The 22970-nt window shown below is 64.8% G+C and carries 23 protein-coding genes; 13 read left to right on the top strand and 10 right to left on the bottom strand.

Annotated features, from left to right (window positions below; translation table 11 throughout):
• Both QGV54_RS03635 and QGV54_RS03630 read right to left on the bottom strand, forming a co-directional pair.
• Positions 1 to 828 carry an MBL fold metallo-hydrolase gene (locus tag QGV54_RS03635; RefSeq protein WP_281018217.1) on the bottom strand — a complete coding sequence of 276 codons (828 nt, stop codon included), beginning with the start codon at positions 826 to 828 and terminating at the stop codon, positions 1 to 3.
• A gap of 189 nt (positions 829 to 1017) precedes the next feature.
• Complete coding sequence (locus QGV54_RS03630; RefSeq protein ID WP_281018218.1) at positions 1018 to 2199, bottom strand: M20 aminoacylase family protein; 1182 nt, start codon at positions 2197 to 2199, stop codon at positions 1018 to 1020.
• 157 nt (positions 2200 to 2356) lie between these two features.
• Here QGV54_RS03630 and QGV54_RS03625 point away from each other — a divergent pair, with 157 nt between their 5' ends.
• The gene (locus tag QGV54_RS03625; protein ID WP_281018219.1) at positions 2357 to 3970 is read left to right on the top strand and encodes a portal protein; all 1614 of its coding nucleotides are present in this window, start codon (positions 2357 to 2359) and stop codon (positions 3968 to 3970) included.
• Positions 3971 to 4028: 58 nt separating this feature from the next.
• On the top strand, positions 4029 to 4985 hold the full coding sequence (locus QGV54_RS03620) for a hypothetical protein (protein WP_281018220.1): 957 nt from the start codon (positions 4029 to 4031) through the stop codon (positions 4983 to 4985).
• A 26-nt stretch (positions 4986 to 5011) separates the two neighbouring features.
• Here the strand turns inward: QGV54_RS03620 and QGV54_RS03615 are convergent, their stop codons facing one another.
• The 7 genes from QGV54_RS03615 to QGV54_RS03585 all read right to left on the bottom strand — a co-directional run bounded on the left by QGV54_RS03615 (position 5012) and on the right by QGV54_RS03585 (position 11595).
• Positions 5012 to 6235 (bottom strand): ammonium transporter, encoded by a 1224-nt coding sequence (locus tag QGV54_RS03615; RefSeq protein WP_281018221.1) that lies wholly within the window; start codon positions 6233 to 6235, stop codon positions 5012 to 5014.
• A gap of 302 nt (positions 6236 to 6537) precedes the next feature.
• Positions 6538 to 7872: an ammonium transporter gene (gene amt, locus QGV54_RS03610; RefSeq protein WP_281018222.1), complete on the bottom strand. Its 1335-nt coding sequence runs from the start codon at positions 7870 to 7872 to the stop codon at positions 6538 to 6540.
• 19 nt (positions 7873 to 7891) lie between these two features.
• Positions 7892 to 8230 carry a P-II family nitrogen regulator gene (locus QGV54_RS03605; protein ID WP_281018223.1) on the bottom strand — a complete coding sequence of 113 codons (339 nt, stop codon included), beginning with the start codon at positions 8228 to 8230 and terminating at the stop codon, positions 7892 to 7894.
• A 227-nt stretch (positions 8231 to 8457) separates the two neighbouring features.
• Positions 8458 to 8868, bottom strand: coding sequence for a hypothetical protein (locus QGV54_RS03600; RefSeq protein WP_281018224.1), 411 nt, complete (start codon positions 8866 to 8868; stop codon positions 8458 to 8460).
• 7 nt (positions 8869 to 8875) lie between these two features.
• Entirely contained in the window at positions 8876 to 9403 is a 528-nt protein-coding gene (locus tag QGV54_RS03595) for a polymer-forming cytoskeletal protein (RefSeq protein ID WP_281018225.1), read from the bottom strand.
• A gap of 27 nt (positions 9404 to 9430) precedes the next feature.
• Positions 9431 to 10180 (bottom strand): EI24 domain-containing protein, encoded by a 750-nt coding sequence (locus QGV54_RS03590; RefSeq protein WP_281018226.1) that lies wholly within the window; start codon positions 10178 to 10180, stop codon positions 9431 to 9433.
• Positions 10180 to 11595 (bottom strand): amidase family protein, encoded by a 1416-nt coding sequence (locus QGV54_RS03585; protein ID WP_281018227.1) that lies wholly within the window; start codon positions 11593 to 11595, stop codon positions 10180 to 10182. Before QGV54_RS03585 ends, QGV54_RS03590 begins: the two co-directional genes overlap by 1 nt.
• Positions 11596 to 11678: 83 nt before the next feature.
• On the opposite strand from QGV54_RS03585, the gene QGV54_RS03580 reads away from it, so the two are divergent.
• From QGV54_RS03580 to QGV54_RS03535, 10 genes are all read left to right on the top strand, one after another.
• Positions 11679 to 12665, top strand: coding sequence for an adenosine kinase (locus QGV54_RS03580; protein WP_281018228.1), 987 nt, complete (start codon positions 11679 to 11681; stop codon positions 12663 to 12665).
• Between the two features lie 31 nt (positions 12666 to 12696).
• Positions 12697 to 14397: an adenylate/guanylate cyclase domain-containing protein gene (locus QGV54_RS03575; protein WP_281018229.1), complete on the top strand. Its 1701-nt coding sequence runs from the start codon at positions 12697 to 12699 to the stop codon at positions 14395 to 14397.
• Positions 14394 to 14861 (top strand): thioesterase family protein, encoded by a 468-nt coding sequence (locus tag QGV54_RS03570; protein WP_281018230.1) that lies wholly within the window; start codon positions 14394 to 14396, stop codon positions 14859 to 14861. Before QGV54_RS03575 ends, QGV54_RS03570 begins: the two co-directional genes overlap by 4 nt.
• A 128-nt stretch (positions 14862 to 14989) precedes the next feature.
• On the top strand, positions 14990 to 15304 hold the full coding sequence (gene rplU / locus QGV54_RS03565) for a 50S ribosomal protein L21 (RefSeq protein WP_281018231.1): 315 nt from the start codon (positions 14990 to 14992) through the stop codon (positions 15302 to 15304).
• Positions 15305 to 15361: 57 nt separating this feature from the next.
• The gene (rpmA, locus tag QGV54_RS03560) at positions 15362 to 15631 is read left to right on the top strand and encodes a 50S ribosomal protein L27 (RefSeq protein WP_281018232.1); all 270 of its coding nucleotides are present in this window, start codon (positions 15362 to 15364) and stop codon (positions 15629 to 15631) included.
• A 72-nt stretch (positions 15632 to 15703) separates the two neighbouring features.
• The gene (gene obgE / locus QGV54_RS03555; protein ID WP_281018233.1) at positions 15704 to 16741 is read left to right on the top strand and encodes a GTPase ObgE; all 1038 of its coding nucleotides are present in this window, start codon (positions 15704 to 15706) and stop codon (positions 16739 to 16741) included.
• Positions 16729 to 17895: a glutamate 5-kinase gene (gene proB / locus QGV54_RS03550; protein WP_281018234.1), complete on the top strand. Its 1167-nt coding sequence runs from the start codon at positions 16729 to 16731 to the stop codon at positions 17893 to 17895. Before obgE ends, proB begins: the two co-directional genes overlap by 13 nt.
• Entirely contained in the window at positions 17892 to 19181 is a 1290-nt protein-coding gene (locus QGV54_RS03545; RefSeq protein WP_281018235.1) for a glutamate-5-semialdehyde dehydrogenase, read from the top strand. Before proB ends, QGV54_RS03545 begins: the two co-directional genes overlap by 4 nt.
• Positions 19182 to 19185: 4 nt before the next feature.
• Complete coding sequence (locus QGV54_RS03540) at positions 19186 to 20181, top strand: nicotinate-nucleotide adenylyltransferase (protein ID WP_281018236.1); 996 nt, start codon at positions 19186 to 19188, stop codon at positions 20179 to 20181.
• Positions 20182 to 20188: 7 nt separating this feature from the next.
• Positions 20189 to 20650 carry a 23S rRNA (pseudouridine(1915)-N(3))-methyltransferase RlmH gene (locus tag QGV54_RS03535; protein WP_281018237.1) on the top strand — a complete coding sequence of 154 codons (462 nt, stop codon included), beginning with the start codon at positions 20189 to 20191 and terminating at the stop codon, positions 20648 to 20650.
• On the opposite strand, the gene QGV54_RS03530 is transcribed toward QGV54_RS03535, so the two are convergent.
• Positions 20638 to 21531 carry a LysR family transcriptional regulator gene (locus QGV54_RS03530; protein WP_281018238.1) on the bottom strand — a complete coding sequence of 298 codons (894 nt, stop codon included), beginning with the start codon at positions 21529 to 21531 and terminating at the stop codon, positions 20638 to 20640. The two genes, QGV54_RS03535 and QGV54_RS03530, sit on opposite strands and share 13 nt — an antisense overlap.
• Positions 21532 to 21630: 99 nt before the next feature.
• Between QGV54_RS03530 and QGV54_RS03525 the strand changes: the two genes are divergently transcribed.
• Positions 21631 to 22947 (top strand): aminotransferase class I/II-fold pyridoxal phosphate-dependent enzyme, encoded by a 1317-nt coding sequence (locus tag QGV54_RS03525; RefSeq protein WP_281018239.1) that lies wholly within the window; start codon positions 21631 to 21633, stop codon positions 22945 to 22947.
• Positions 22948 to 22970 lie beyond the last annotated feature (23 nt).

The raw sequence follows: 22970 nt of genomic DNA, 5'->3' as shown, positions 1-22970 counted from the left end.
TCACCCCACGCGCAGCCGCATGTTCTCCCGCGCGACCGTGTTGCCGATCCATTCGTAGCGGGCATCTTCCTCCAGCCGTTCCATGTAGATGTCCTCATGGTCCGGGTCGTGGTGGAAGATGACGTGCTGGCGGACGTTCGCGGCCTGACAGAGGCGCATGCCTTCCTGCCAGGTGGAGTGGCCCCAACCGACCTTCGACGCGAATTCCTTGTCGTTGTAGGTGCAGTCGTAGACGACGATGTCCGCGCCCTCGATCAGGGCCAGGATGCGCTCGTCCGGCTTGCCCGGCACATGCTCCGTATCCGTCACGTAGCAGAAGGCATGGCCGTTGTGGTCCACGCGATAGCCTGTGGCACCGTCAGGGTGGTTCAGCGGTGTCGTGGTCACACGGACGTCGGGTCCGAGGTTCAGGACATCACCGGCGGTGAAATCCTCGAAACTCAACTGCGCCTGCATGATGTCGATCGGGACCGGGAACGTCGGCTGGTTCATCTGGGACGCCAGCACCTCGCGGATGCCACCGGTTTCCGGTGCCAGGTGCCCCGCCATGATGGTGAAGTGGTTGTCCTTCTTGAAGGCCGGCGAGAAGAAGGGGAAACCATTGATGTGATCCCAGTGGGTATGGGACAGCAGCAGATGGGCGTTGTGCACGTTCTTCTTCGTCAGCCAGTGCCCGAGATTCCGGATACCTGTCCCCGCGTCGAAGATCAGACGCTGGCCGGCGCATGAAACCTCGATGCAGCTTGTATTGCCGCCGAAAGACACATACCGCGGTCCGGGCGTGGCAATGCTGCCGCGTACGCCCCAGAATTTGACCTTGAAACTCACCTTGTGGTCCTCGCCTGTCTGGTTCCAGTTCGTGCACCGAGTTGCGTTCTGCACCGGCACCTGTGACACGGCTCACAGGACCTGATCGCAACTGTGGTCATTTCGTGACAAATAGACCGTGATCCTGCTCACACATCAGTGAGGAAGCAAGAATCGCACCATTCAGGGCTGATTGTCCGCGACCACAATTCACCCCTCGGCTGCGGGCAACTGCATCTCCACCAGCTTGACCCAATAGGCCGCCCCGACCGGCAGGGCCTCGTCATTGAAGTCGTAGTTGGGGTTGTGAACCTCGCAGCCGCCGCCTTCGCCTTCGCCATTGCCGACGAACATGTAGCACCCGGGACGCTCGCGCAACATCCAGCCGAAGTCCTCCGCACCCATGACAGGAACCAGCTTGTCATTGACGTTCTCCGCGCCGACGACCTCATGCGCTGCGGCGACGGCAAAGCCCGTTTCCTCCGGCGTGTTCACCGTGGGGGCATAGCGACGGTCGTAGGTGAACTCCGCCTGCATGCCGAAGGCCTGCGCGATGCCGTCAGCGACTTCACGCATCCGCATCTCGATCATGTCCTGGACACCTTCGTTGAAGGTGCGCGTCGTGCCCCGGACCACTGCGGTCTCGGGAATGACATTGCCGGTGAAGCCCGAATTGATCTCGCAGGCACTGATCACCGCGGCCTTCATCGGATCCGTATCCCGGCTGACGATGGTCTGCCAGGCGGTGATGACGTGCGCCGCGGCGACGATCGGATCCTTGGCCAGGTGCGGAAATGCGCCATGGCCGCCGCGACCGGTCAGCTTCAGCTCGAAGAAGTCGGCGGACGCCATCATCGGGCCGGTGCAGACCGCGAAGCTGCCGACCGGCAGCCCGGGCCAGTTGTGCATGCCATAGACCGCTTCGACCGGAAACTTCTCGAACAGGCCTTCCTGCACCATCACCCGACCGCCGGCCAGGTTCTCCTCCGCAGGCTGGAAGATGAACTGCACCGTGCCGTCGAAGTTCGGGTTCTCCGCCAGGTAGCGCGCGGCACCGAGCAGCATGGTCGTATGACCGTCATGGCCGCAGGCATGCATCTTCCCGTCATGAACGCTCTTGTGGTCAAAGCTGTTCAGCTCGGTCAGGTCCAGCGCATCCATGTCGGCACGCAGGCCGATGGCCCGGTTGCCGGTTCCGGCCTTCAGCGTGCCCACGACACCGGTGGTGGCCAGACCGCGGTGCACATCCAGTCCCCAGGATTCGAGCAGACCGGCGACCTTGTCGGCTGTCCTGTGCTCCTCGAACGCCGTCTCGGGATGCTTGTGTATGTCACGTCGCCAGTCGGTCATGTCCGCCTGAAGCCGCTTGCGCACGTCGTCGATCAGTCCCATCGCCCGTTCCCCTGTCTTCCTGACCCTGTTCCCGCAGTCTAGCGCCGTCTCCGATCAGGTCGAGTGCCTGCACCGGATTCTTCGCCTGCAGACGCAACTCTGTTCGTTTCGGCCATCTATCCTTTCCTGGTTGCAACAGACAGAGGAATTTCCACCCATGAAACATTCAGGTGACGACCGTTACCAGTCGGAGACGCTGCAGCGCTTTTCCCGCGCCGCAGCGCGGCGTCAGGGCTGGGACCAGTTGCTCGACGACGCCTATGCATTTGCCCTGCCGAACCATGCGGCACGACGCGGCGGCATGGTCGGCCAGAGAAAGGACCGGGAGGTCTTCGACAATACGGCAGTCCAGGCCCTGCACTGGCGAAAGGCGCGCCTGCACGGTCAGCTGTTCCCGCCCTTCAAGTCCTGGATGGATTTCGAAGCCCCGGATTCGCTGATGCATGACGAGGAAGCCCGCCGCGCCTTCGACCTCTATGCGGCCGAGGTGCGCGAGAAGTTCCATGGCGCCATAGAGGCGTCCAACTTCCACATCGAGATCGATCCGGCCCTGGGCGACGCCCTGATCTCCACCGGTGCCCTGATGGTCCATGCGGGTTCGCTGAACCGTCCGCTCCGGTTCGAGGCCGTACCGGCCCAGGAACTGACACCGGAGGAAGGCCGGGACGGCATGCTGGCAACGATCTTTCGCCAGTTGTCCCTGCCCGCACGCCGTATCCGCACCCGCTGGCCCGACGCCATCCTGCCGGCAGAGCTGGCCATGATCGCGGAGAAGCAGCCGGATACGGAGATCGAGGTGATCGAGGCCATTCTGGCTGACGATCCCGGCGAACCGGCCGTCTATGAGGTCTGGTGCGTGGCACAGCCCGGCGCTGCAGGGGAGAACCTGTTGCTGAAGCGTCCCTTCGCGGCGTCCCCCGTGATCGCGTTCCGCACCGACAAGGCACCCGGCGAGTGGATGGGGCGCGGTCCGGTGCTGAACGCGCTGGCGGACATCAAGACAGCCAACAAGGTGGTCGAACTGATCCTGAAGAATGCCTCCATCGCCGTCACCGGGATCTGGCAGGCGGAAGACGACGGGGTGCTGAACCCGGCCAATATCCAGCTTGTGCCGGGTGCGATCATCCCGAAGGCGGTGGGGTCACAGGGGCTGACCCCGCTGGATGCGCCGGGGCGGTTCGATGTCAGCCAGATCGTGCTGGAGAACCTGCAGCGCAGCATCCGGGAGGCGATCATGGGTCCGGGCCTGCCCCCAAGCAATGCCAGTGGCCGGACGGCCTTCGAGATCGACGTCCGCCAGCAGGAGTTCGAGGCGGTGGAACTGCCCATGTCCCTGCGCCTGCTGACGGAACTCGACTTTCCGCTGGCCAATCGCGTGCTCTCCATCCTCAGCAGTCCGGCCATGGTGGGATCGCCCTACTATGTGCCGCCGTTCGAAGTGGATGGAGAACGGATCAGGCCGAAACCCACGTCGCCGCTGGTCCGGCTGCAGGAGATCGCGGATGCCACCGCCGCGCAGGCCGCCTACATGCAGGCGGCCACGGCGTTCCCGGACCTGCTGGATCAGGTCATCGACCGTACCGGTTACCTGCGGGACTTCCTGAGGCGCAACGGTTTCCTGTCGGAGTTCCTGACGCAGCCCGACCAGCCGGACCTGACGGCCGTCGCTGACGCGCTCTCCGGTCTTCAGGCCACGATGTCCGCATCAGAGGCGGACGAGAGCCGGAATGCCAGGCCGCCGTTGGAAGCGGAGGCAATGCGCATGTCATGATCCTGTGGCAGGGTCGGGATGCGCCATGCACCCAACCCTGCCCGACCGGAGGCTGATCATGTTCCGAAGCGCTGCAATCGCACTTGCCCTCTGTGCCGCCCTCGCCGCACCGGCGGTCGCAGAGGACCCGCCGGGCTTCAGCTTCGCCGCCATGGGTGACACGCCCTACCTGATGCCGCAGGACGACGAACTGTTCGCGCAGCTGATCGACCGCATCAACGGGATGAAGCCCGCCTTCTCCATCCATGTGGGCGACATCAAGTCGGGATCGTCGCCCTGCGATGACGCGACCTTCCTGAACGTCCGTCGCCACTTCGACAATTTCCAGGCACCGCTGTTCTACACACCCGGTGACAACGAGTGGACCGATTGCCATCGCAGGAAGGCTGGAGCCTACGAACCGCATGAGCGGCTGGCGCGACTCCGCCAGTTGTTCTTTGCGGAACCGAAGAGTTTCGGACGCATGCCGCGTGACTATCTGCGCCAGACCGACGCGGGGCACGATCCGGCCATGGTGGAGAACGGTTTCTGGACGGAAGGCGTCATTCCGTTCGCCACCGTGCATGTCGTCGGCTCGGCCAACGGGCGCAAGGGCGAGGTCGGACCGAAGAAGCTGTTCAGGGAACGGAACGAGGCGAACGTCGCCTGGATCGACCGGGCCTTTGAACAGGCGATCAGCGGCAAGGCTCCGGCCCTGGTCATCGCGATCCACGCGAATCCGGGTCTCGGACAGGGCGTCCGGGGCGACGAAGGCTTCGACGACACGCTCGACGCGCTGGTCAGGGGCGCGCGCCGCTTTGGCGGCCCGGTGCTGCTGATCCACGGCGACACCCACACCTACCGCACCGACCGCCCGATCCGTGACCGCGACGACAAGCCGGTCAACAACATCTGGCGACTGGAAGTGCCCGGTGCGCCGGATGTCGGGGCGGTCATGGTGACGATTGATCCGTCAGCCACACCGCCCTTCGCCTGGCAGCCGGTACTGGTGACCTACAGCCCGCCCGAACGCTGAGCGTCCGGGCGTGGCGGCAGGCCCCATCAGTTCAGATCGGACTCCGGATTTGCCCGGATCTTGTGGATGGTGAGGTCAGCACCGTTGAACTCTTCCTCCTCACCCAGCCGGATGCCCATCACGGCCTTCAGCACGCCATAGACGATGAACCCGGCAACAAGGGCATAGGCAGCACCGATCAGGCTGCCGACAAGCTGCGACATGAAGGTGACGCCGCCCAGGCCGCCCATCGCCTCGGTCCCGAAGATGCCGCAGGCAATGCCGCCCCAGAGGCCACAGAGACCATGCAGCGGCCAGACACCCAGCACATCATCGATCTTCCAGCGATTGTGGCAGAGCTGGAACATGAGCACGAACAGGGCACCCGCCACGCCGCCGACAACGAATGACCCGACCGGGTGCATCACGTTGGACCCGGCACAGACCGCGACCAGCCCCGCGAGGGCACCGTTGTGCACGAAGCCCGGGTCATTGCGACCCGCGATCAGGGCCGTGAGGATACCGCCGGCCATGGCGAGCAGGGAGTTCATCGCGACGAGGCCGTTGACCCCCTCCACGGACTGCGCGCTCATCACGTTGAAGCCGAACCAGCCAATGCACAGCAGCCACGATCCCAGCGCCAGGAAGGGAATGGACGACGGCGGGATACCGGCGGGCGAGCCATCCTTGCGGTAGCGGCCCTTGCGTACGCCAAGCAGGACGACCGCAGCCAGCGCGATCCAGCCGCCAACCGCATGCACGACGATCGAACCGGCGAAGTCATTGAACGGTGCGCCGAAGCTCTCCGAGATCCAGTCCTGGTAGCCGAAGGTGCTGCCCCAGACCATGCCTTCGTACAGCGGATAGACCACACCGACGATCACGGCGGTGGCCATGGCCTGTGGCCAGAACTTCGCGCGTTCGGCGATACCGCCGGAGATGATCGCGGGGATCGCGGCGGCGAAGGTGAGCAGGAAGAAGAACTTGACCAGATCGAAGCCGGACTTGGAGAAGACGGCATTCTCGACATCGCCGGTCAGGGCCGAGGCGCTCATCAGGAAATCGACGCCATAGGCCACCGAATAGCCGATGAAGAAGTAGGCCACGGTCGAGATCGCGAAATCGACCAGGATCTTGACCAGCGCATTGACCTGGTTCTTGTGCCGGACTGTTCCGACTTCCAGAAACGCGAATCCCGAATGCATCGCGAACACCAGGATCGCGCCCATGAGCACGAAAAAGACATCCAACCCCGACTGGACAGACTCCATGACGGTTCCCTCCCAAAAAAAAATGATGCCTCTTCGGGCATCTGACAGCTTGAGCCTGGATGATCAAACTGCATGCCAATTAGGCAAATCATAGGAAGACAATAATTTCAAATACTTATCAGGGCCAACATTACGATGCTGGTCAAGTGCCTAATTTATTGGCAATTTCTTGCAGATCGAATAGGCATTTGCGCAAAAAATAAGCCCGACAGCCGAGGCTGCCGGGCTTTCAGTTCAGCGCACCCTCCGAGGGAGAGGGGGAGGGGGCGCTCTTGCTCTGGTCAGAGCCGGTCGTGGTTCAATCAACCAAACTGCGAACCGCGACCAAACTCGGGATAGGCCTCCATTCCAAGCTCGGCACGGTCCAGACCCAGTTCCTCATCCTCTTCAGATGCCCGGACACCAACGGTGACCTTCAGGATCATCCAGACGATGGCACTGGTGATGGAGACGAACAGGCCGATGGCGATGATGCCGACGATCTGACCGCCGAAGCTGGCGTCAGAGTTGGTGATCGGAACCGCCAGGGTGCCCCAGATGCCGCAGACCAGATGGGCAGGGATCGCACCCACGACATCGTCGATCTTCAGCTTGTCGAGCAGCGGCACGGCGACCACGACCAGGACACCACCAACGGCACCGATCAGCACGGCAGCACCGATGCTCGGCGCCAGCGGCTCGGCGGTGATGGACACCAGGCCACCGATGGCACCGTTCAGGGCCATGGTCAGATCGACCTTCTTGAACAGCAGCTGGCTTGCGATCATCGCCGCGACCACGCCAGCGGCGGCAGCCACATTGGTGTTCACGAAGATGTTCGAGATGGCGATGGCATCAGCCGCGGAACCCAGAGCGAGCTGAGAACCACCATTGAAGCCGAACCAGCCCAGCCACAGGATGAACACACCCAGCGTCGCCAGCGGCATCGAGGAACCCGGCATCGGATTGACCTTGCCGTCCGCCGTGTACTTGCCCTTGCGCGCACCGATGATCAGTGCACCCATCAGGGCGGCCCAGCCACCGGTCGAATGCACCAGCGTGGAGCCGGCGAAATCGGAGAAGCCATACTGGGCATCCAGCCAGCCAGCGCCCCACTCCCAGGAACCCTGGATCGGGTAGATGACTGCGGTCAGGACAGCGACGAAGATCAGGAACGGCCAGAGCTTCACGCGCTCCGCCACCGTGCCGGAAACGATCGACGCGGCAGTCGCGACGAACACCATCTGGAAGAACCAGTCGGATGACGCGGAATAGCCACCGCTGAAGTCAGCAGCCTCGGCCAGTGCAGCACTGTCATCGGCGGCCCAGAACAGCGAGAAGCTGCCGATGAAGCCACCTTCGTCGATGCCGTACATCAGGTCGTAGCCGATCAGCCAGAACATCAGGCCGGCGATGGAGTAGAGCGCAATGTTCTTCACGCAGATGGTGGCAACGTTCTTGGAACGCACCATGCCGCTTTCCAGCATCGCGAAACCCGCCGCCATGAACATGACGAGGAAGCCGCACATCAGGAAGGACAGCGTGTTGAAGATATAGGCGGACTCGTCGCTTACCTCAGCGAGAGCGGGCGATGCCAGCAGGCCAAGCGGCACCGCCGCCCCAAGTCCGGCCAGCAGGGCTCGTTTTCCGGAATTCATGTGTGTGGTCCCCTCTTGCTCAAAGCGCATCCGCATCGGTTTCACCCGTGCGGATCCGCATTGCGTTCGCGACATCGATGACGAAGATCTTGCCGTCGCCGATCTGGCCGGTTCCTGCGGCCTGCCTGATCGCCTCGACGGCGCGCTCGGCCATGTCGGAATTGATGACTACTTCGATCTTCACCTTCGGCAGGAAACTCACGGCGTATTCCGCGCCACGATAGATTTCCGTATGCCCCTTCTGACGACCGTACCCCTTGACCTCAGTCGCGGTGAGCCCGTCGATACCGAGCGACGTCAATGCCTCCCGGACCTCGTCGAGCTTGAATGGCTTGATGACAGCCATGACGAGTTTCATGCGCCAACCTCTTCTGGACAGTTACTGGATGCCAACGGGCACCCCTCAGGACCTGTGGTTTTCAAGCCCTGTGCCGGAATCGAGATGACTCACGAAATCGTGCGTTTTCAGCATGTTAATGAATTGGGACGGTGAAACCGCTCAATTGTCAGGCAGAAAATTGCCTAAAATTCAGTCATACAAAAACCGACTGTCGAAATATGCCGCTTTTTTGACCAACGCAGAATCTACTGCACGGAGACCTTCGCCAGTTGCCGGTTGGCGCAGTCCCGATCCGCCCGGGAAACGACTCCGGAGACCTCGATCGCCTTCACGGCATCGCCTGCCCCGACCATCGCCAGCGCGACACACTGGCCGCGCCGGAACTGCAGCAGACTGCCCTGCTCCTCACTCAGCTCCAGATCCGGCTGCCCCAGCCATGCGACCAGATCCCGGCGGCTTGCACCAATGAAGGTCACGGCCTGACGCCGCGGCGCGGCGGTGACCGCCGACTGGGGGGCTACGTTAAGGCTGCCCGACGCACCGGAGACCGCCGCCGGCGAATCCACCGGCCCGGGCGCCTCACCCGACAGCGCTCCCAGTTCCGCACAGCCCGCGAGCGAACCCGCCATCAGGGCAGCGGCGAGAAACCTCAGCACGGGCAGGTCACCCCGCTGCCTGCCGGGACTGCACAAGCTGCGGTTCGATGGAGCGGATCTGTCCATCCAGCCTGCCACCGGGCTCGATCTCGATCTCGGCATAGGAGATCTCGCCGCTGACACGCCCGCCGGCCCGGATATGCAGCCGTCCGCGCACAGTCAGCGCACCCTCGAAACGTCCACTGATCTCGGCCGACTGAACCTCGGCACTGCCCTTCAGGATGCCGCTCTGCGACACCTCGAAGGCCTTGCAATCCGTCAGTGCCGCCTCGGCGAAGCCATGAACGAGGACATGTTCACAATTGCCGATCTCGCCCTTCATGCGAATCTCGCGACCGACGACAAGTTTCTTGGGTTCGGCATTCACCTTGTCATGCTCCTGACTGACGGCCGTGAATGAACTCGGGGCCGGACGGGTACTGACCGCGCGATGATCGGCGCGAAAGCCGCCCCGATTGTCCTCACGCTTCGGCAACCCGGTATCGGCCTTTTCGTCACCGGATCTCTCCGGCGTCTCGTTGCGGTTCCTGAACACAGCATTCCCTGTTCTTCAGTCCCTGCATCAGCGGACAGGCGTGCTGTCCCGAGCAGTGACGATTCGCCCCCGACGACCCAATTCCTTGTAAACATGCACCATCATCGCCGCAGCCGCTACCGGTACGAGCAGGTTGAGAAACGGAATTGTGAGCGCGAACGCGATCAGGGCGCCCGCAAGCATGCACACGGTGCCGTTGCGTCTGCGTGTGGTGAAGACCGCGCCCTCGTCCAGGTGCCGGTACCCCACCAGCTCGAAATATTCCCGCCCCAGGAAGTAACCGTTCACGCCGTAGTAGAGGATCAGGTTCAGCGGCGGCAGAAACAGGCCGACCAGATAGAGCGGCATCAGCAGGATATTGATGAAGACCACCAGCAGCGTGAACTGCAGTGTCCGCCGCATCGACGGCCAGAAGGCAGGTTCCGTCCCCGGTGCGTCCATCGGATAGTGGCGCTTCTCCACCGCCAGCGCGGCCTCATCAAGGAAGATGGAGGACAGCCCGGTGAAGACCGCCGGAAAGATCGCCCACATCAGCCCGATCACGCCCAGCATGACGCTGGCCTCCAGGAATCCCCGCAGCCAGCTCACGACGAAGTCCGGAAGCCAGGAAACATCGAAATTGAGGAAGTAGTCGACAACCAGCCAGGCCAGGCCGCCCGCGATCGCATAGGCGACGAGCGCCAGCAGCAGCGTCCGCCAGAAGATGCGGCGCAATGCCGGGTCGGCCAGGATCTGGGTCAGCCCCTTCAGGCCGCCGGAAATGATGGTTCCAAGCATCAGTGCCTCACAATCGGATCAATCGGCAGACGGTCACGCAGGCCGGCGGCATCTTCGAAGTGGCGCGCCATGCCGAGCAGGTTTGCCTCATCCCTGGGACCCGCCACAAGCTGAAGTCCAAGCGGCAGTCCGTCGTCGGTGAAGCCGCAGGGAACCGAGATCGCGGGACAGGTCGTCAGGCTGATGGCGAATGTCATCAGCAGCCAGGAGACATAACTGTCGAACGTCTGCCCATCCAGTTCCTCCAGATACCGCACCTCCACGGGGAAAGGCGGTGTGTTCACGGTCGGCAGGACGATCAGGTCCACAGTGTCGAACTGCCGCACGAACCGCTGGTAGAGGTCACCCCGCGCCCGTTCTGCCTGACCGATGTCGTCCGCTGTCAGTGCCATGCCCTTCTCGATGTTCCAGACCACTTCCGGCTTCAGCTTCTCGCGGTGCCGGGCAAGCGTCTCGGCGTGGTCACCTGCAAACTGCGCCGCCCGCACTGTCTGGAACATGGGCTCTGCGTCGGCGAATTCCATGTCCAGCGGCACGATCTCCGTGCCCATGTCCGCGAAGACCTTCAGTGCGGCCTGGATTCCTGAGCGAACTGCCGGGTGGACGGGGGATGCCCCGAGATCCATGGAGAACGCGATACGGCGCGGGGGCCGGACACTGCCAAGGGCGGACTGGAAACTGCGCGACGGGCGCGGAAGCGAAATCGGGTCACGGTCATGGATACCTCCCAGGGCATCGAGGAACAGCGCAACATCCCCGACAGTGCGTGCAATCGGCCCGTCGACCCAGTTCGGGTTGAAGGGCAGCGGCACCGGTCCGCGCGGCACCCGCCCCGGACTGGGGCGCAGACCGACACAGCCACAGAAGCTTGCCGGAATGCGCAGCGACCCGCCCAGATCGCCACCATGGGCCAGCCAGGCTTCCCCCGTCGTGACCGCCACCGCCGATCCGCCCGATGAGCCACCGGGCGTCAGTGCCGTGTTCCAGGGATTGCGCGTGATGCCGAAGACATCGTTGAAGGTCTGGGCACCCGCCCCGAACTCGGGCGTGTTCGACTTGGCGATGATCGACGCGGCCCGATCCTCCAGCCGGGTGACCAGCATGTCACTGGCCTGCGGCACATGGTCGGTGAAGACAGAAGACCCGAAGGTCGTGCGCACCCCTGCCACCGCCGTCAGGTCCTTGATGACGACGGGCAGCCCGAACAGGTGGCCGGGATCGTCGCCAACGGGACGCGGCAGGTTCAGCGCGCGCTCCCGCGCACGGTCAAGACAGAGTGTCGGCAGCGCATTGACGGATGGCTCCACGGCCGCGATGCGCGCCGCCGCAGCGTCGATCAGTTCCAGGGGCGTGACATCGCCGTTCCGCAGGCGACGCACCGCCTCCACAGCAGTCCAGCGATGGTAATCGGTCATGATTCGATCAGTTTGCGTCAGCCCCCGAACCGTGTAAACCGGCCCTGGAACTGGCTGAACAATGACGAGCGGAGAACATCGGGATGACCGAACCGACCCTGGATGTGGTGGCACTGGGCAACGCCATCGTGGATGTCCTGAGCAACGCGGACGACGCCTTTCTGGCCGAACGCAACCTGGCCAAGGGTGGCATGCAGCTGATCGATCAGGATCAGGCGACCAACCTCTACAACGCGATGGGGCCGGGGGTGGAGCATTCAGGTGGGTCCGCCGCCAACACGGCAGTTGGCGTCGCCGCGCTGGGCGGTCGTTCCGCCTTCATCGGCCGGGTGCAGGACGATCAGTTGGGCGAGGTCTTCGCGCATGACATTCGCGCAGCAGGCGTCACCTATTCGGCCCCGGCGGCGAAGCCCGGTCTCGGCACGGCCCGCTGCCTGATCCTGGTGACGCCCGATGCGCAGCGCACCATGAACACGTTCCTGGGCGCGAGTGCAGAGATCGGCCCCGACGACGTGGATGCCGACCTGGTGGCGAGCGGACGAATCACCTATCTGGAGGGCTACCTCTGGGACCAGCCGCTGGCCAAGCAGGCCATGCGCCGCGCCGCCGACGTTGCCCGGGACGCGGGACGTCAGGTGGCCATGAGCCTGTCGGACGCCTTCTGCGTCGACCGGCACCGCGACGAGTTCCGCGACCTGGTGGAAGGCCCGCTGGACATCGTCTTCGCCAATGAGGCGGAGATCATGTCGCTCTATCAGACAGACAGCTTCGAAACCGCGCTCGACGCCGTCCGTGGCAAGGTCCAGCTTGCCGTCCTGACCCGCAGCGAGAAGGGCTGCGTCATCGTTGCGCCGGACGGGGTGCATGAAGTGCCCGCCAGCCCGCCGACCGCACTGGTGGACACGACCGGCGCCGGTGACCTGTTCGCGGCCGGTTTCCTGCGGGGCATCACGTCCGGTCGTGGCCTGGTCGATGCCGGACGGATCGGTGCCGTGGCGGCAGCCGAGATCATCAGCCACTATGGTGCCCGGCCGGAGGCTGACCTGAAGCAGCTCGTGACCGGAATCTGACAGACGATCTGACCGGACGGTAGAAACGGGCATGCAGACAATCAGCAGGATCAGACTGATCTCCGGGCTGGTCCTGTTTGCCTTCGTCACCACGCATCTGCTGAATCACGCACTGGGCATCATCTCCCTGCCCGCAATGGAGATGGGGCGGGAGGTCTTCCTGTTCCTCTGGCGCTCGCCGGTCGGCACGGTCCTCGTCATTGGCGCAACGGCAGCCCACATGCTGCTTGCCGTTGTCGCGGTCTATCGGCGCCGCATCTGGGAAGGCATCTCCGTCGCCGAGATCGTGCAGATCGTCACCGGTTTCGCGCTGCCTCCCCTGCTGGTGCTGCATCTGCTGGCCAACCGTGGCCTGCATGAGGTCTACGGGCTGGACGACACCTACGCCTGGGTCCTGATGGCACTCTGGCACCTCGATCCGGTCCAGGGCGTGCAGCAGGCCGTTGTCGCGATCCTGGCATGGACCCATGGCTGCACCGGCATTCATCTCTGGTTGCGGCTGAAGAAGTGGTACCAGCCCTGTATCCCCAGCCTCTATACCGCCGCACTGCTGACCGTGATCCTGTCACTGGTCGGCTTCGTCAATGGCGGGCAGGAGGTCGTGACCCTCTGGGGCGATCCCGTCTGGCGCAGCGCCTATCTGCTGAATACCCAACTGCCTGCGGGGGCAGCGGCCTGGGTCTACGAGACCCGCGACATTGCCTGGAACGGCATGATTGGCGCGGTCGCGCTGATCGGTGTCGTGCGGGGTGTGCACCTGCTGGTGGAACGCCAGCGCAAGCGCATCACCATTGCCTATCCGGAGGGTGAGAAGGCGACCGTGCTGCCCGGCGTCACGGTGCTGGAGACCAGTCGGCGTGCCGGTGTCTCCCATGCCAGCATCTGTGGCGGGCGCGGGCGCTGCTCCACCTGCCGGGTCAAGGTGCTGGAGGGCCTGGAGAACTGCCCCGAGCCGGAGGAGATCGAAGCCCGGGTGCTGCGGCGCCTGTCCGCCGCCCCCGGTGTCCGACTGGCCTGCCAGCTGCGCCCGACCGGCGACGTCCGGGTCTATCCCCTGCTGCCCGCCCCGGCACCGTCGCATGCGCCCTACACCAGTGGCGGTGGCGCGGCGCGCGGGGCGGAGGAGTGCATTGCCATCCTGTTTGCCGACATCCGCGGCTTCACCGAGTTCTCCCGCCAGAAGCTGCCCTATGACGTCGTCTTCCTGATCAACCAGTACTTCCGCTACATGGGGGAAGCCGTGGAGAAGAACGGCGGCATCCTCGACAAGTTCATCGGCGACGGTGTCATGGCCCTGTTCGGTGTGGGCACGACGCCGGAGCAGGGTGCCAGGCAGGCGCTGTCCGCCGCGCGCGCCATGTCCGTGGCACTGGACGAGATGAACGAGACCCTGCGCGCCGAACTGGGCCAGCCCCTGCGGATAGGTATCGGCATCGAGATCGGGGATGTTGTTGTCGGGGAGATGGGATACCGCAACGTCATGTCCGTCACCGCGATCGGTGCGCCCGTGAATGTGGCAAGCCGACTGGAAGACGCGAACAAGGAACATGGCAGCCAGCTCATATTCTCTGCGGCGGTGGCGGAAGCGGCCGGGCTGGACATGAGCCTCTCCCCTTCCCGTCCGGTCAGCATCCGGGGCGATACGCGCACGGTGCAGGCCCATGTGCTGAATGACGCCCGCGCCCTGCCACCGATCCCCGACCAGAACCGCAGCGATGGAAAGAAGAAATGACATCAGATGCCACGCCGGATCGCGCCAGACTGCGCGACCTCGCGACCTACCCCCATCGCGTTACCAGCACGGTCCGCTTCAGCGATACCGACAGGCTGGGGCATGTGAACAATACCGTGCTGCCGCAGTTCATAGAGGTCGGACGGGTGTCCCTGATCGAGACGCTGGAGCCGGGATCGGACGCCATCCAGTACTGGGTCGTTGCCCGGCTGGAGGTCGATTACCTGCACGAGCTGCACTTTCCGTCCACCGTCGTGACCGGCACCAGGACGGTTGCCGTGGGCAATACGTCATGGATCGTTGTCTCGGGACTGTTTGTGGGCGAGACATGCGTCGCCACCGCGCGTACAGTGCTGGTCCACGCGAAGGACGGAAAGAGCATGCCGCCGCCTGCGGAATTCCGCGCTGCATTGCATCGCGATCTCGCCGCAGCGGTTGACACGACGGGGGGCGGGGGCTATTAAGCGCCGCTCGCGTCCCGGGGAAGTTCCACGGGCGGCCCTGACGCGTCCAGATTATCGTTTGCCGGACCAGTATCCTTCCATGGACAGGCTGATCCGGTGTCACGCTTGAGAAGACCGGATACAAAGTCATGCACGCAGTCATCAAGACCGGCGGAAAACAGTATCGCGTTGCCGAGGGCGATGTGCTGGAGCTCGAGAAGCTCGAAGGCGCACCGGGCGACGCCATTTCCTTCGATGAAGTCCTTGCCGTTGGCGATGGCGCAGACATGAAGATCGGTGCGCCGGTCGTCGATGGCGCGTCCGTCAAGGCGGAAGTCGTGGATCAGACCCGCGGCGACAAGATCATCATCTTCAAGAAGAAGCGTCGGCACAACTATCGCCGCCGCAACGGCCACCGCCAGTATCTGACGGTTGTCCGTGTGACGGGCATCGAAGCGGGCTGAGGCCCCCGGGCTGTCAGCAGCCCGGCATGAAACAGCGCAGCAGCGGAGACTTCCGGTATGGCACATAAAAAGGCAGGCGGCTCATCCCGCAACGGTCGCGACTCAGCCGGTCGTCGGCTTGGTGTGAAGAAGTACGGCGGGGAGCATGTGATCCCCGGCAACATCCTGCTGCGTCAGCGCGGCACGAAGTGGTATCCCGGCGAGAATGTCGGCATGGGCAAGGACCACACCCTGTTTGCCAAGGCGGAGGGCGAAGTGCTCTTCATCGCCGGCGGACGGCGGAACACGATCAACGTCGTGGTCCCGACGGCGGAAGCTGCAGAGTAAGGCCCGCCCCAGAATGGACAGGCGGGTGACACAAGCGCCCGCCAGACCGTTCCCAGTCAGGCGGAGCGGCAAATGAAATTCCAGGATCAGGCTCGGGTCTTCATCAAGTCCGGCAACGGCGGCCCCGGCTGCCTGTCGTTCCGGCGCGAGAAGTTCATCGAGTATGGCGGCCCGAACGGCGGCGACGGCGGTCGCGGTGGCGATGTCATCGTGGTCGCGGTCGAAGGCCTCAACACGCTCATCGACTTCCGCTACCAGCAGCATTTCAAGGCCCAGAACGGACGCCCCGGCGAAGGCAGCAACCGCACCGGCGCGGATGGCGCGGATTCCATCCTGAAGGTTCCGGTCGGCACCCAGGTGTTCGACGAGGAGGGCGAGGTCCTGCTCGCCGACCTGACCGAGGTCGATCAGCGCATCGTGCTGCTGCATGGCGGCGACGGCGGCTTCGGTAATGCCCATTACAAGTCATCAACCAACCGCGCACCGCGCCGCGCCGACGCCGGTCGTCCCGGTGCCGAGTCGGCGGTTGTCCTGCGCCTGAAGCTGATTGCCGACGCCGGGCTGGTCGGCCTGCCCAATGCCGGCAAGTCGACCTTCCTCGCCGCCGTCAGCAAGGCCACGCCGAAGATCGCGGACTATCCCTTCACCACCCTGCATCCCAATCTGGGCGTGGTGGTCTCCGACGACACCAGCTTCGTCATCGCCGATATTCCCGGCCTGATCGAGGGCGCGCACGAAGGCGTCGGCCTGGGCACGCGTTTCCTGGGTCACGTGGAACGCTGCCGGGTGCTGCTGCACCTGGTCGATGGCACGCAGGAAGATGTGGCGGAAGCCTATCATACTGTCCGTGCCGAGCTTGAGGCCTATGGCGGCGGTCTGATCGAGAAGACCGAGATCGTTGCCCTGAACAAGTGCGATTCCCTGAACGAGGAACTGATCGCGGAGCGGCGCGCCGCACTGGCCGAAGCTGCCGGTCGCGACCCCCTGCTGCTCTCCGGCGTTGCCGGGCTGGGAATCGAGGACGCATTGCGTGGCCTGCGCCGGGCAATCGACCGTGACAAGACGGCGGAGGCTCCGCAACCGTCGGAGGTTCAGCCGTGGCAACCCTGACCGAAGACAACCGCCTGCTCGGCGCCCGCCGCCTGGTGATCAAGATCGGCTCCTCCCTGCTCGTCAATCCGGCGACCGGCCGGGTGCGCGATGACTGGTTGCGCGCGCTTGCCGCCGACATCGCGGCGGCACGGCAACGCGGCCAGGACGTGGCCATCGTCTCCTCCGGCTCCATCGCGCTGGGACGCCACCAGGTCGGGCTGCGCCGTGCCCGCCCGAAGCTGGAGGAAAGCCAGGCCGCAGCCGCCATTGGCCAGATCCAGCTGGCCCGCGCCTGGCAGGAGGTTCTGGAGGCGCATGGCCTCACCTGTGGCCAGATTCTCGTCACCTTCGGCGCGACGGAGAACCGGCGCCAGTATCTCAACGCCCGCTCGACGCTGGAGACCCTGTTCCACATGGGCGCAGTGCCCGTGATCAACGAGAATGACACGGTGGCGACGCGGGAAATCCGCTACGGCGACAACGACCGGCTGGCCGCGCGCGTGGCCCAGATGATCTCGGCGGACTGCCTTGTGCTGTTCTCCGATGTCGCCGGACTGTTCACCGCCGACCCGACCGTTGATGCGGAAGCCGTCCTGATCCCGGAAGTGCGGCAACTGGATGCCGGAATCATGGCGCTGGCCGGGGAGAGTCGCAGCGGCCTGGGTGTCGGCGGCATGTCCACCAAGCTCCTGGCCGCCGAGATTGCCATGGCCGCCGGATGCAACATGGCGATCTGCGATGGCCGCATCCAGCATCCGCTGCAGCATCTGGCCGAGGGCGGAGCCTGCACCTGGTTCACCGCCGCCGCGACACCGCGCACAGCACGCAAGCAGTGGATCGCCAGCGCCCTGAAACCCGCCGGATCGCTGGTGGTTGACGATGGCGCCGCCCGTGCGCTGAAGTCCGGGCGCAGCCTGCTGCCCGCAGGCGTCCGCGGCGTGGAAGGCGAGTTCGACCGCGGTGATGCGGTCTGGGTCCGCAACCCGGCGGGCGTGACCCTGGCGCGTGGGCTGTCCGCCTATTCCGCCGAGAACGCGCGCCGCATCGCTGGGCACAACAGCCGTGATATCGAGAAACTGCTCGGTTACCGTGGTCGTGATGAGATGATCCATCGCGACGATCTTGTGCTGGAGACGCAGCACGCGCCCGTGAAGGAGGACGCAGCACCATGAGTGTCGTTGAAGCCGAATTTGGGGACGCACGGGACCTGCCGGCGCTGATCGAGCAGATGGGCCTGGCCGCGCGCGCCGCCGCGCAGTCTCTGGCAACAGCCACCGCCGAGCAGAAGAACAGCGCCCTGCGCGCCGCCGCAGCGGCGATCCGCGCCGACGCCACCGCCATTCTGGATGCCAATGCGCAGGATGTGGCGACGGCGGAGGCCGCCGGGCTGGCCGCGCCCCTGATCGATCGTGCCCGGTTGGACAACGACAGGCTGGAAGCCGTGGCGAAGGGGCTGGAGGACATCGCGGCGCTGGACGATCCTGTCGGCAGCACCATCGCCGAATGGACCCGCCCCAACGGCCTGCGTATCCAGCGGGTCCGCACCCCCCTGGGCGTTGTCGGCGTGATCTACGAAAGCCGTCCCAATGTCACCTGTGACGCAGGCGGTCTCTGCCTGAAGGCGGGCAATGCCGTGATCCTGCGTGGCGGGCGGGAAGCCATCAGCACCAACCGCGCCCTGCATGCCGCCATGGTTCAGGGCCTGAAATCCGCGGGCCTGCCGGAAGCCGCGATCCAGCTCATCCCCACCACCGACCGGGAAGCCGTCGGCCTGATGCTGCGCAGCGCCGGACTGATCGACGTCATTGTCCCGCGTGGTGGCAAGTCGCTGATCGCGCGGGTACAGGACGAGGCACGGATGCCCGTCTTCGCCCATCTGGAAGGCCGCTGCACCGTCTATGTCCATGCCGCCGCCGACCCTGCCATGGCGCGGGAGATCGCGGTCAACGCCAAGATGCGCCGCACTTCCATCTGTGGCGCGGCGGAGACCCTGCTGGTGGACCGTTCGGCGGCGCAGAGTCTGATGAAGCCCATCCTGGAAGACCTGTTCGCCGCCGGATGTGCGGTCAAGGGAGATACGGAAACGCAGGCGCTGGACCCCCGTGTCCAGGGAGCGGCGGATGCCGACTGGGATACCGAGTGGCTCGGCCCCACCATTTCCGCGCGTATCGTTGACGGGCTGGACCAGGCCATCGCGCACATCCGTGATCATGGTTCCGAGCACACCGACAGCATCATCACCGAAGATGATGCGGCGGCGGCCAGGTTCATGGCGGAGGTCAATTCGGCCATCGTCATGCACAATGCCTCCACCCAGTTCGCCGATGGCGGCGAGTTCGGCATGGGTGCGGAGATCGGGATCGCCACCGGCAAGATGCACGCCCGCGGTCCCGTCGGCGTGGAGCAGCTCTGCAGCTTCAAGTACCTCGTCCATGGCTCCGGGCAGGCACGTCCGTGATGGCATGAGACACGTTCGGGGCCTGCGGATCGGTCTGCTGGGGGGATCCTTCAATCCCGCCCATGAGGGCCATCGCCATATCAGCCTGACGGCCCTGAAACGGCTGGGACTGGACGAGGTCTGGTGGCTGGTCTCGCCACAGAACCCCCTGAAGAGCGAGCAGGGCATGGCACCACTGGCATCGCGCATGTACGGGGCCATCGCCGTGTCCGCCCATCCGCGCATCCGGGTGACGGACATCGAACGGCACCTGGGGACCCGTTACACACGCGACACGGTCCGGGTCCTGCAGAAGCGGTTTGCCGACCACCACTTCGTCTGGCTGATGGGGGCCGACAATCTGGCGCAATTGCCACGCTGGGCCCGCTGGCCGGAACTGGTAGAGAGTGTACCCGTTGCCGTGTTCGACCGTGCGCCCTATTCTCACAACGCCCTGTCGGGACAGGCGGCGACCCGATACCGCCGTGCCTTGCTGCCGCAGGACCGGGCGCGCGACCTCTGGCGGAAGACACCGCCGGCGCTGACCTTCATCCGGATGCGCCGGAGCGCACTTTCCGCCACAGCCATTCGCGACGGAACGATGACAGACAACGGGCTGGCGCAAGGCCCGCGAATCAGGAGAATGGATATCGTCACTGGCACAAAGGGACCGGACAGGAACTTGCTGGATCTGATTGAAACGTCACTCGATGACGACCAGGCCGAGCAGATCGTACGCATCGATCTGCAGGGCAAGACAGAGATCGCCGACTACATGCTTGTTGCATCAGGTCGGTCCTCACGGCATGTCGCCGCAATCGCCGACCACATTGTCGAGAAGCTGAAGGCATCCGGCCACGGACGCCCGAAGGTGGAGGGCATGCCCACCTGCGACTGGGTGCTGGTCGATGCGGGCGACATCATCGTTCACGTCTTCCGCCCCGAAGTGCGGGAATTCTACAATCTGGAGAAGATGTGGGCGGTGGATCTGGGTACCGCCGGAGAGCAGGCAGCGTCCTGACCTCGCGGTGCTGAAGGTCACGCTGCTCAGCGTCGGGCGCTTCGGACGCGGGCCGGAGCGGGATCTGTTCGACACCTATGCAAAGCGCCTTTCCTGGCCGCTGGACCTGCAGGAGATCGAGGATCGCAAGGGCGGTTCCGACGCGGAACGCAATGCCCGCGAGAACCAGATGCTGCGGGACCGCTCGGCGGGTGCCCAGGCCATCATCGCCCTGGACGAAGGTGGCGAACTGCTCGACAGCCGGGGCTTTGCCGCGCGCCTGCAGAGCCTGGCCGACGACGGCCGCCGGGACATCGCGGTCCTGATCGGCGGCGCCGACGGGCTGGAAAAGGCGACGCGCGCGACCGCCAGCCTGTCCCTCAGCCTCGGACGGCTGACCTGGCCGCACCTGATGGTCCGCGCCATGCTGGCGGAGCAGCTCTATCGCGCCCAGACGATCCTGTCCGGTCACCCCTATCACCGGGACTGATCTTCCCCGGACAATGCCCCGACGATCGCCTGGACCTGACCCGACCGCTGCAGGGTCATGGAGGTCTCCAGCATGAGCTTTCGCCCTGACGCTACCCTTGCGCCGAATGGCGCAACCAGTTCGCCAGCCGCCAGCGCATCCTCGACGAGACAGTCGTGGCCCATCAGAATACCGGCGCCAGCCTTCGCCTCCGAAAGTGCCAGACTGTAGAGCGAATAGCTCAATCCCCTGCGCCCGGTCGGCAAGGTGACTCCGCAGGCCCGCGCCCAGTCCTGCCAGTCCGTGGCCCAGGTCTGATCGTGCAGCAGGGTCATCTGCCGCACGTCTTCCGGTCCATGCAGGTCCGCAGCCATGGCTGGTGCGCAAACCGGGAACATGTGCCCATCGGACAGCGGGATGCCTGTCGGACAATCGTCTTCAGGACGCATGAACAGTGAAAGGTCAAATGGCTCCCGCGTCATGCCCGGCGGAGCTTCAAGCGCGAAGACTGCGACTTCCGCCGGCGCAATCGCAGCGCGCAATCCGGCCAGCCGTGGCGAAAGCCAGAGCAATGCAACGCTGGGCATTGCCGCAACATTGATGCTGCGCATCCCGCGCGCCGCCCGCAGCCTGCCAACCGCTTCACCGAGCTGATCGAAGGCCGCAGTGAAGCCCGGAGCCAGTTCCGCGCCCGCCGCTGTCAGACGGACGCCCTGGGAACGGCGTTCGAACAGGGCGACACCTGCCCACGCCTCCAGTGCCTTGATGTGCTGCGACACCGCCCCCGGTGTGACGCACAGTTCCTCCGCCGCCTGCGCGATCCCGCCAAGGCGTGACGCCGCCTCGAACGCACGCAGGGCGTTCAGCGGGGGTCCTTTCGGGCGGGGAGGTGCAACTGCCATGGCATGACCCTTAGAATTTCTACGGCGATTTTTACGAAAGCTGCTTTGCCCGATCAATCCCCTGATGGCAGCATTCGGTCATCCAGACGGGAGAGCATGATGACCATCGCAAAGCGGGAATGGGTGCCGGAGACCAGCGAGAGCCTTGTCCAGGCGATTGCCAGAGAAACATCGGATTCCGCTTCCGCGACCATACTGGATCGCATCGAAGCGCTGGCGGACAGGAACCGGGACATCCACGAGAGGGAATGTTTCAACCTCAATCCGGCCACCAACGTCATGAACCCGAAGGCGGAGGCGCTGCTGGCATCCGGCATCGGCTCCCGCCCGTCACTCGGCTATCCCGGCGACAAGTACGAGATGGGGCTGGAAGCGATCGAGGAGATCGAGGTCATCTGCGCGACACTCTGCGCGGAGGTCTTCGACGCGGCGCATGCCGAGATCCGGGTGCCGTCAGGCGCCATCGCCAATCTGTTCGGCTTCATGGCGACCTGCCAGCCGGGCGACACCATCATCGCCCCGCCGCCGTCCATTGGCGGTCACGTCACCCATCATCTGGCTGGCTGCGCGGGACTCTACGGTCTGCGCACTGTTCCTGCGCCGGTTGATGCGGACGGCTACACGGTCGATGTGGCCGCGCTGGCTGATCTCGCCGACCGGGAGCGGCCAAGGCTGATCACCGTCGGCAGCAGCCTGAACCTGTTCGAGCATCCGGTGCGGGCGATCCGGGAGATCGCCGACGGGATCGGGGCAAGGGTGATGTTCGATGCGGCACACCAGTGCGGCATCATCGCGGGCAAGGCATGGAAGAACCCCCTGAAGGAAGGGGCGCATTTCATGACCATGAGCACCTACAAGAGCCTGGGTGGTCCCGCCGGCGGCCTGATCGTTTCCGATGATGCCTGGATCGCGGAGCGGCTGGACGCCATTGCCTTCCCCGGCATGACCGCCAACTTCGATGCCGCCAAGTCGGCCGCACTCGCCGTTACCATGCTGGACTGGCGGGACTTCGGCGAGGCCTATGCCAGGCGCATGATCGAAACCTCCGTCGGGCTGGCGCGCGCGCTGGCGACGCGCGGACTGAAGGTCTTCGCCGCCGATCAGGGCCACACGCAGTCGCACCAGTTCGCGGTGGAGGCGGCCCCGCTCGGTGGTGGTCAGGCGGCATCGCGGAAGCTGCGCCAGGCCGGGTTCCTAGCCTGCGGCATCGGTCTGCCCCTGCCGGACGTGGCGGGCGACATGAACGGCTTGCGCATCGGTACGCCGGAACTGGTACGCTGGGGCACAGGACCGGAGCATGTCGAACCGCTTGCGGACCTGATCGTCGAAGCCTTGCGGAGCAACGCGCCGGAGACCGTGCTGCCACGCGTCTCCGCCTTCCGGCAGACCTTCGACCGGTTGCATTTCATGCATTGAGTGCTGACCTGAAGTCTGGCAGG

This window comes from Minwuia sp. IMCC3060, from assembly GCF_029909435.1.
GTDB lineage: Bacteria > Pseudomonadota > Alphaproteobacteria > Minwuiales > Minwuiaceae > Minwuia.
The sequence above is the reverse complement of the archived record's forward strand: the minus strand, read 5'-3'. Positions and strand labels throughout refer to the sequence as shown.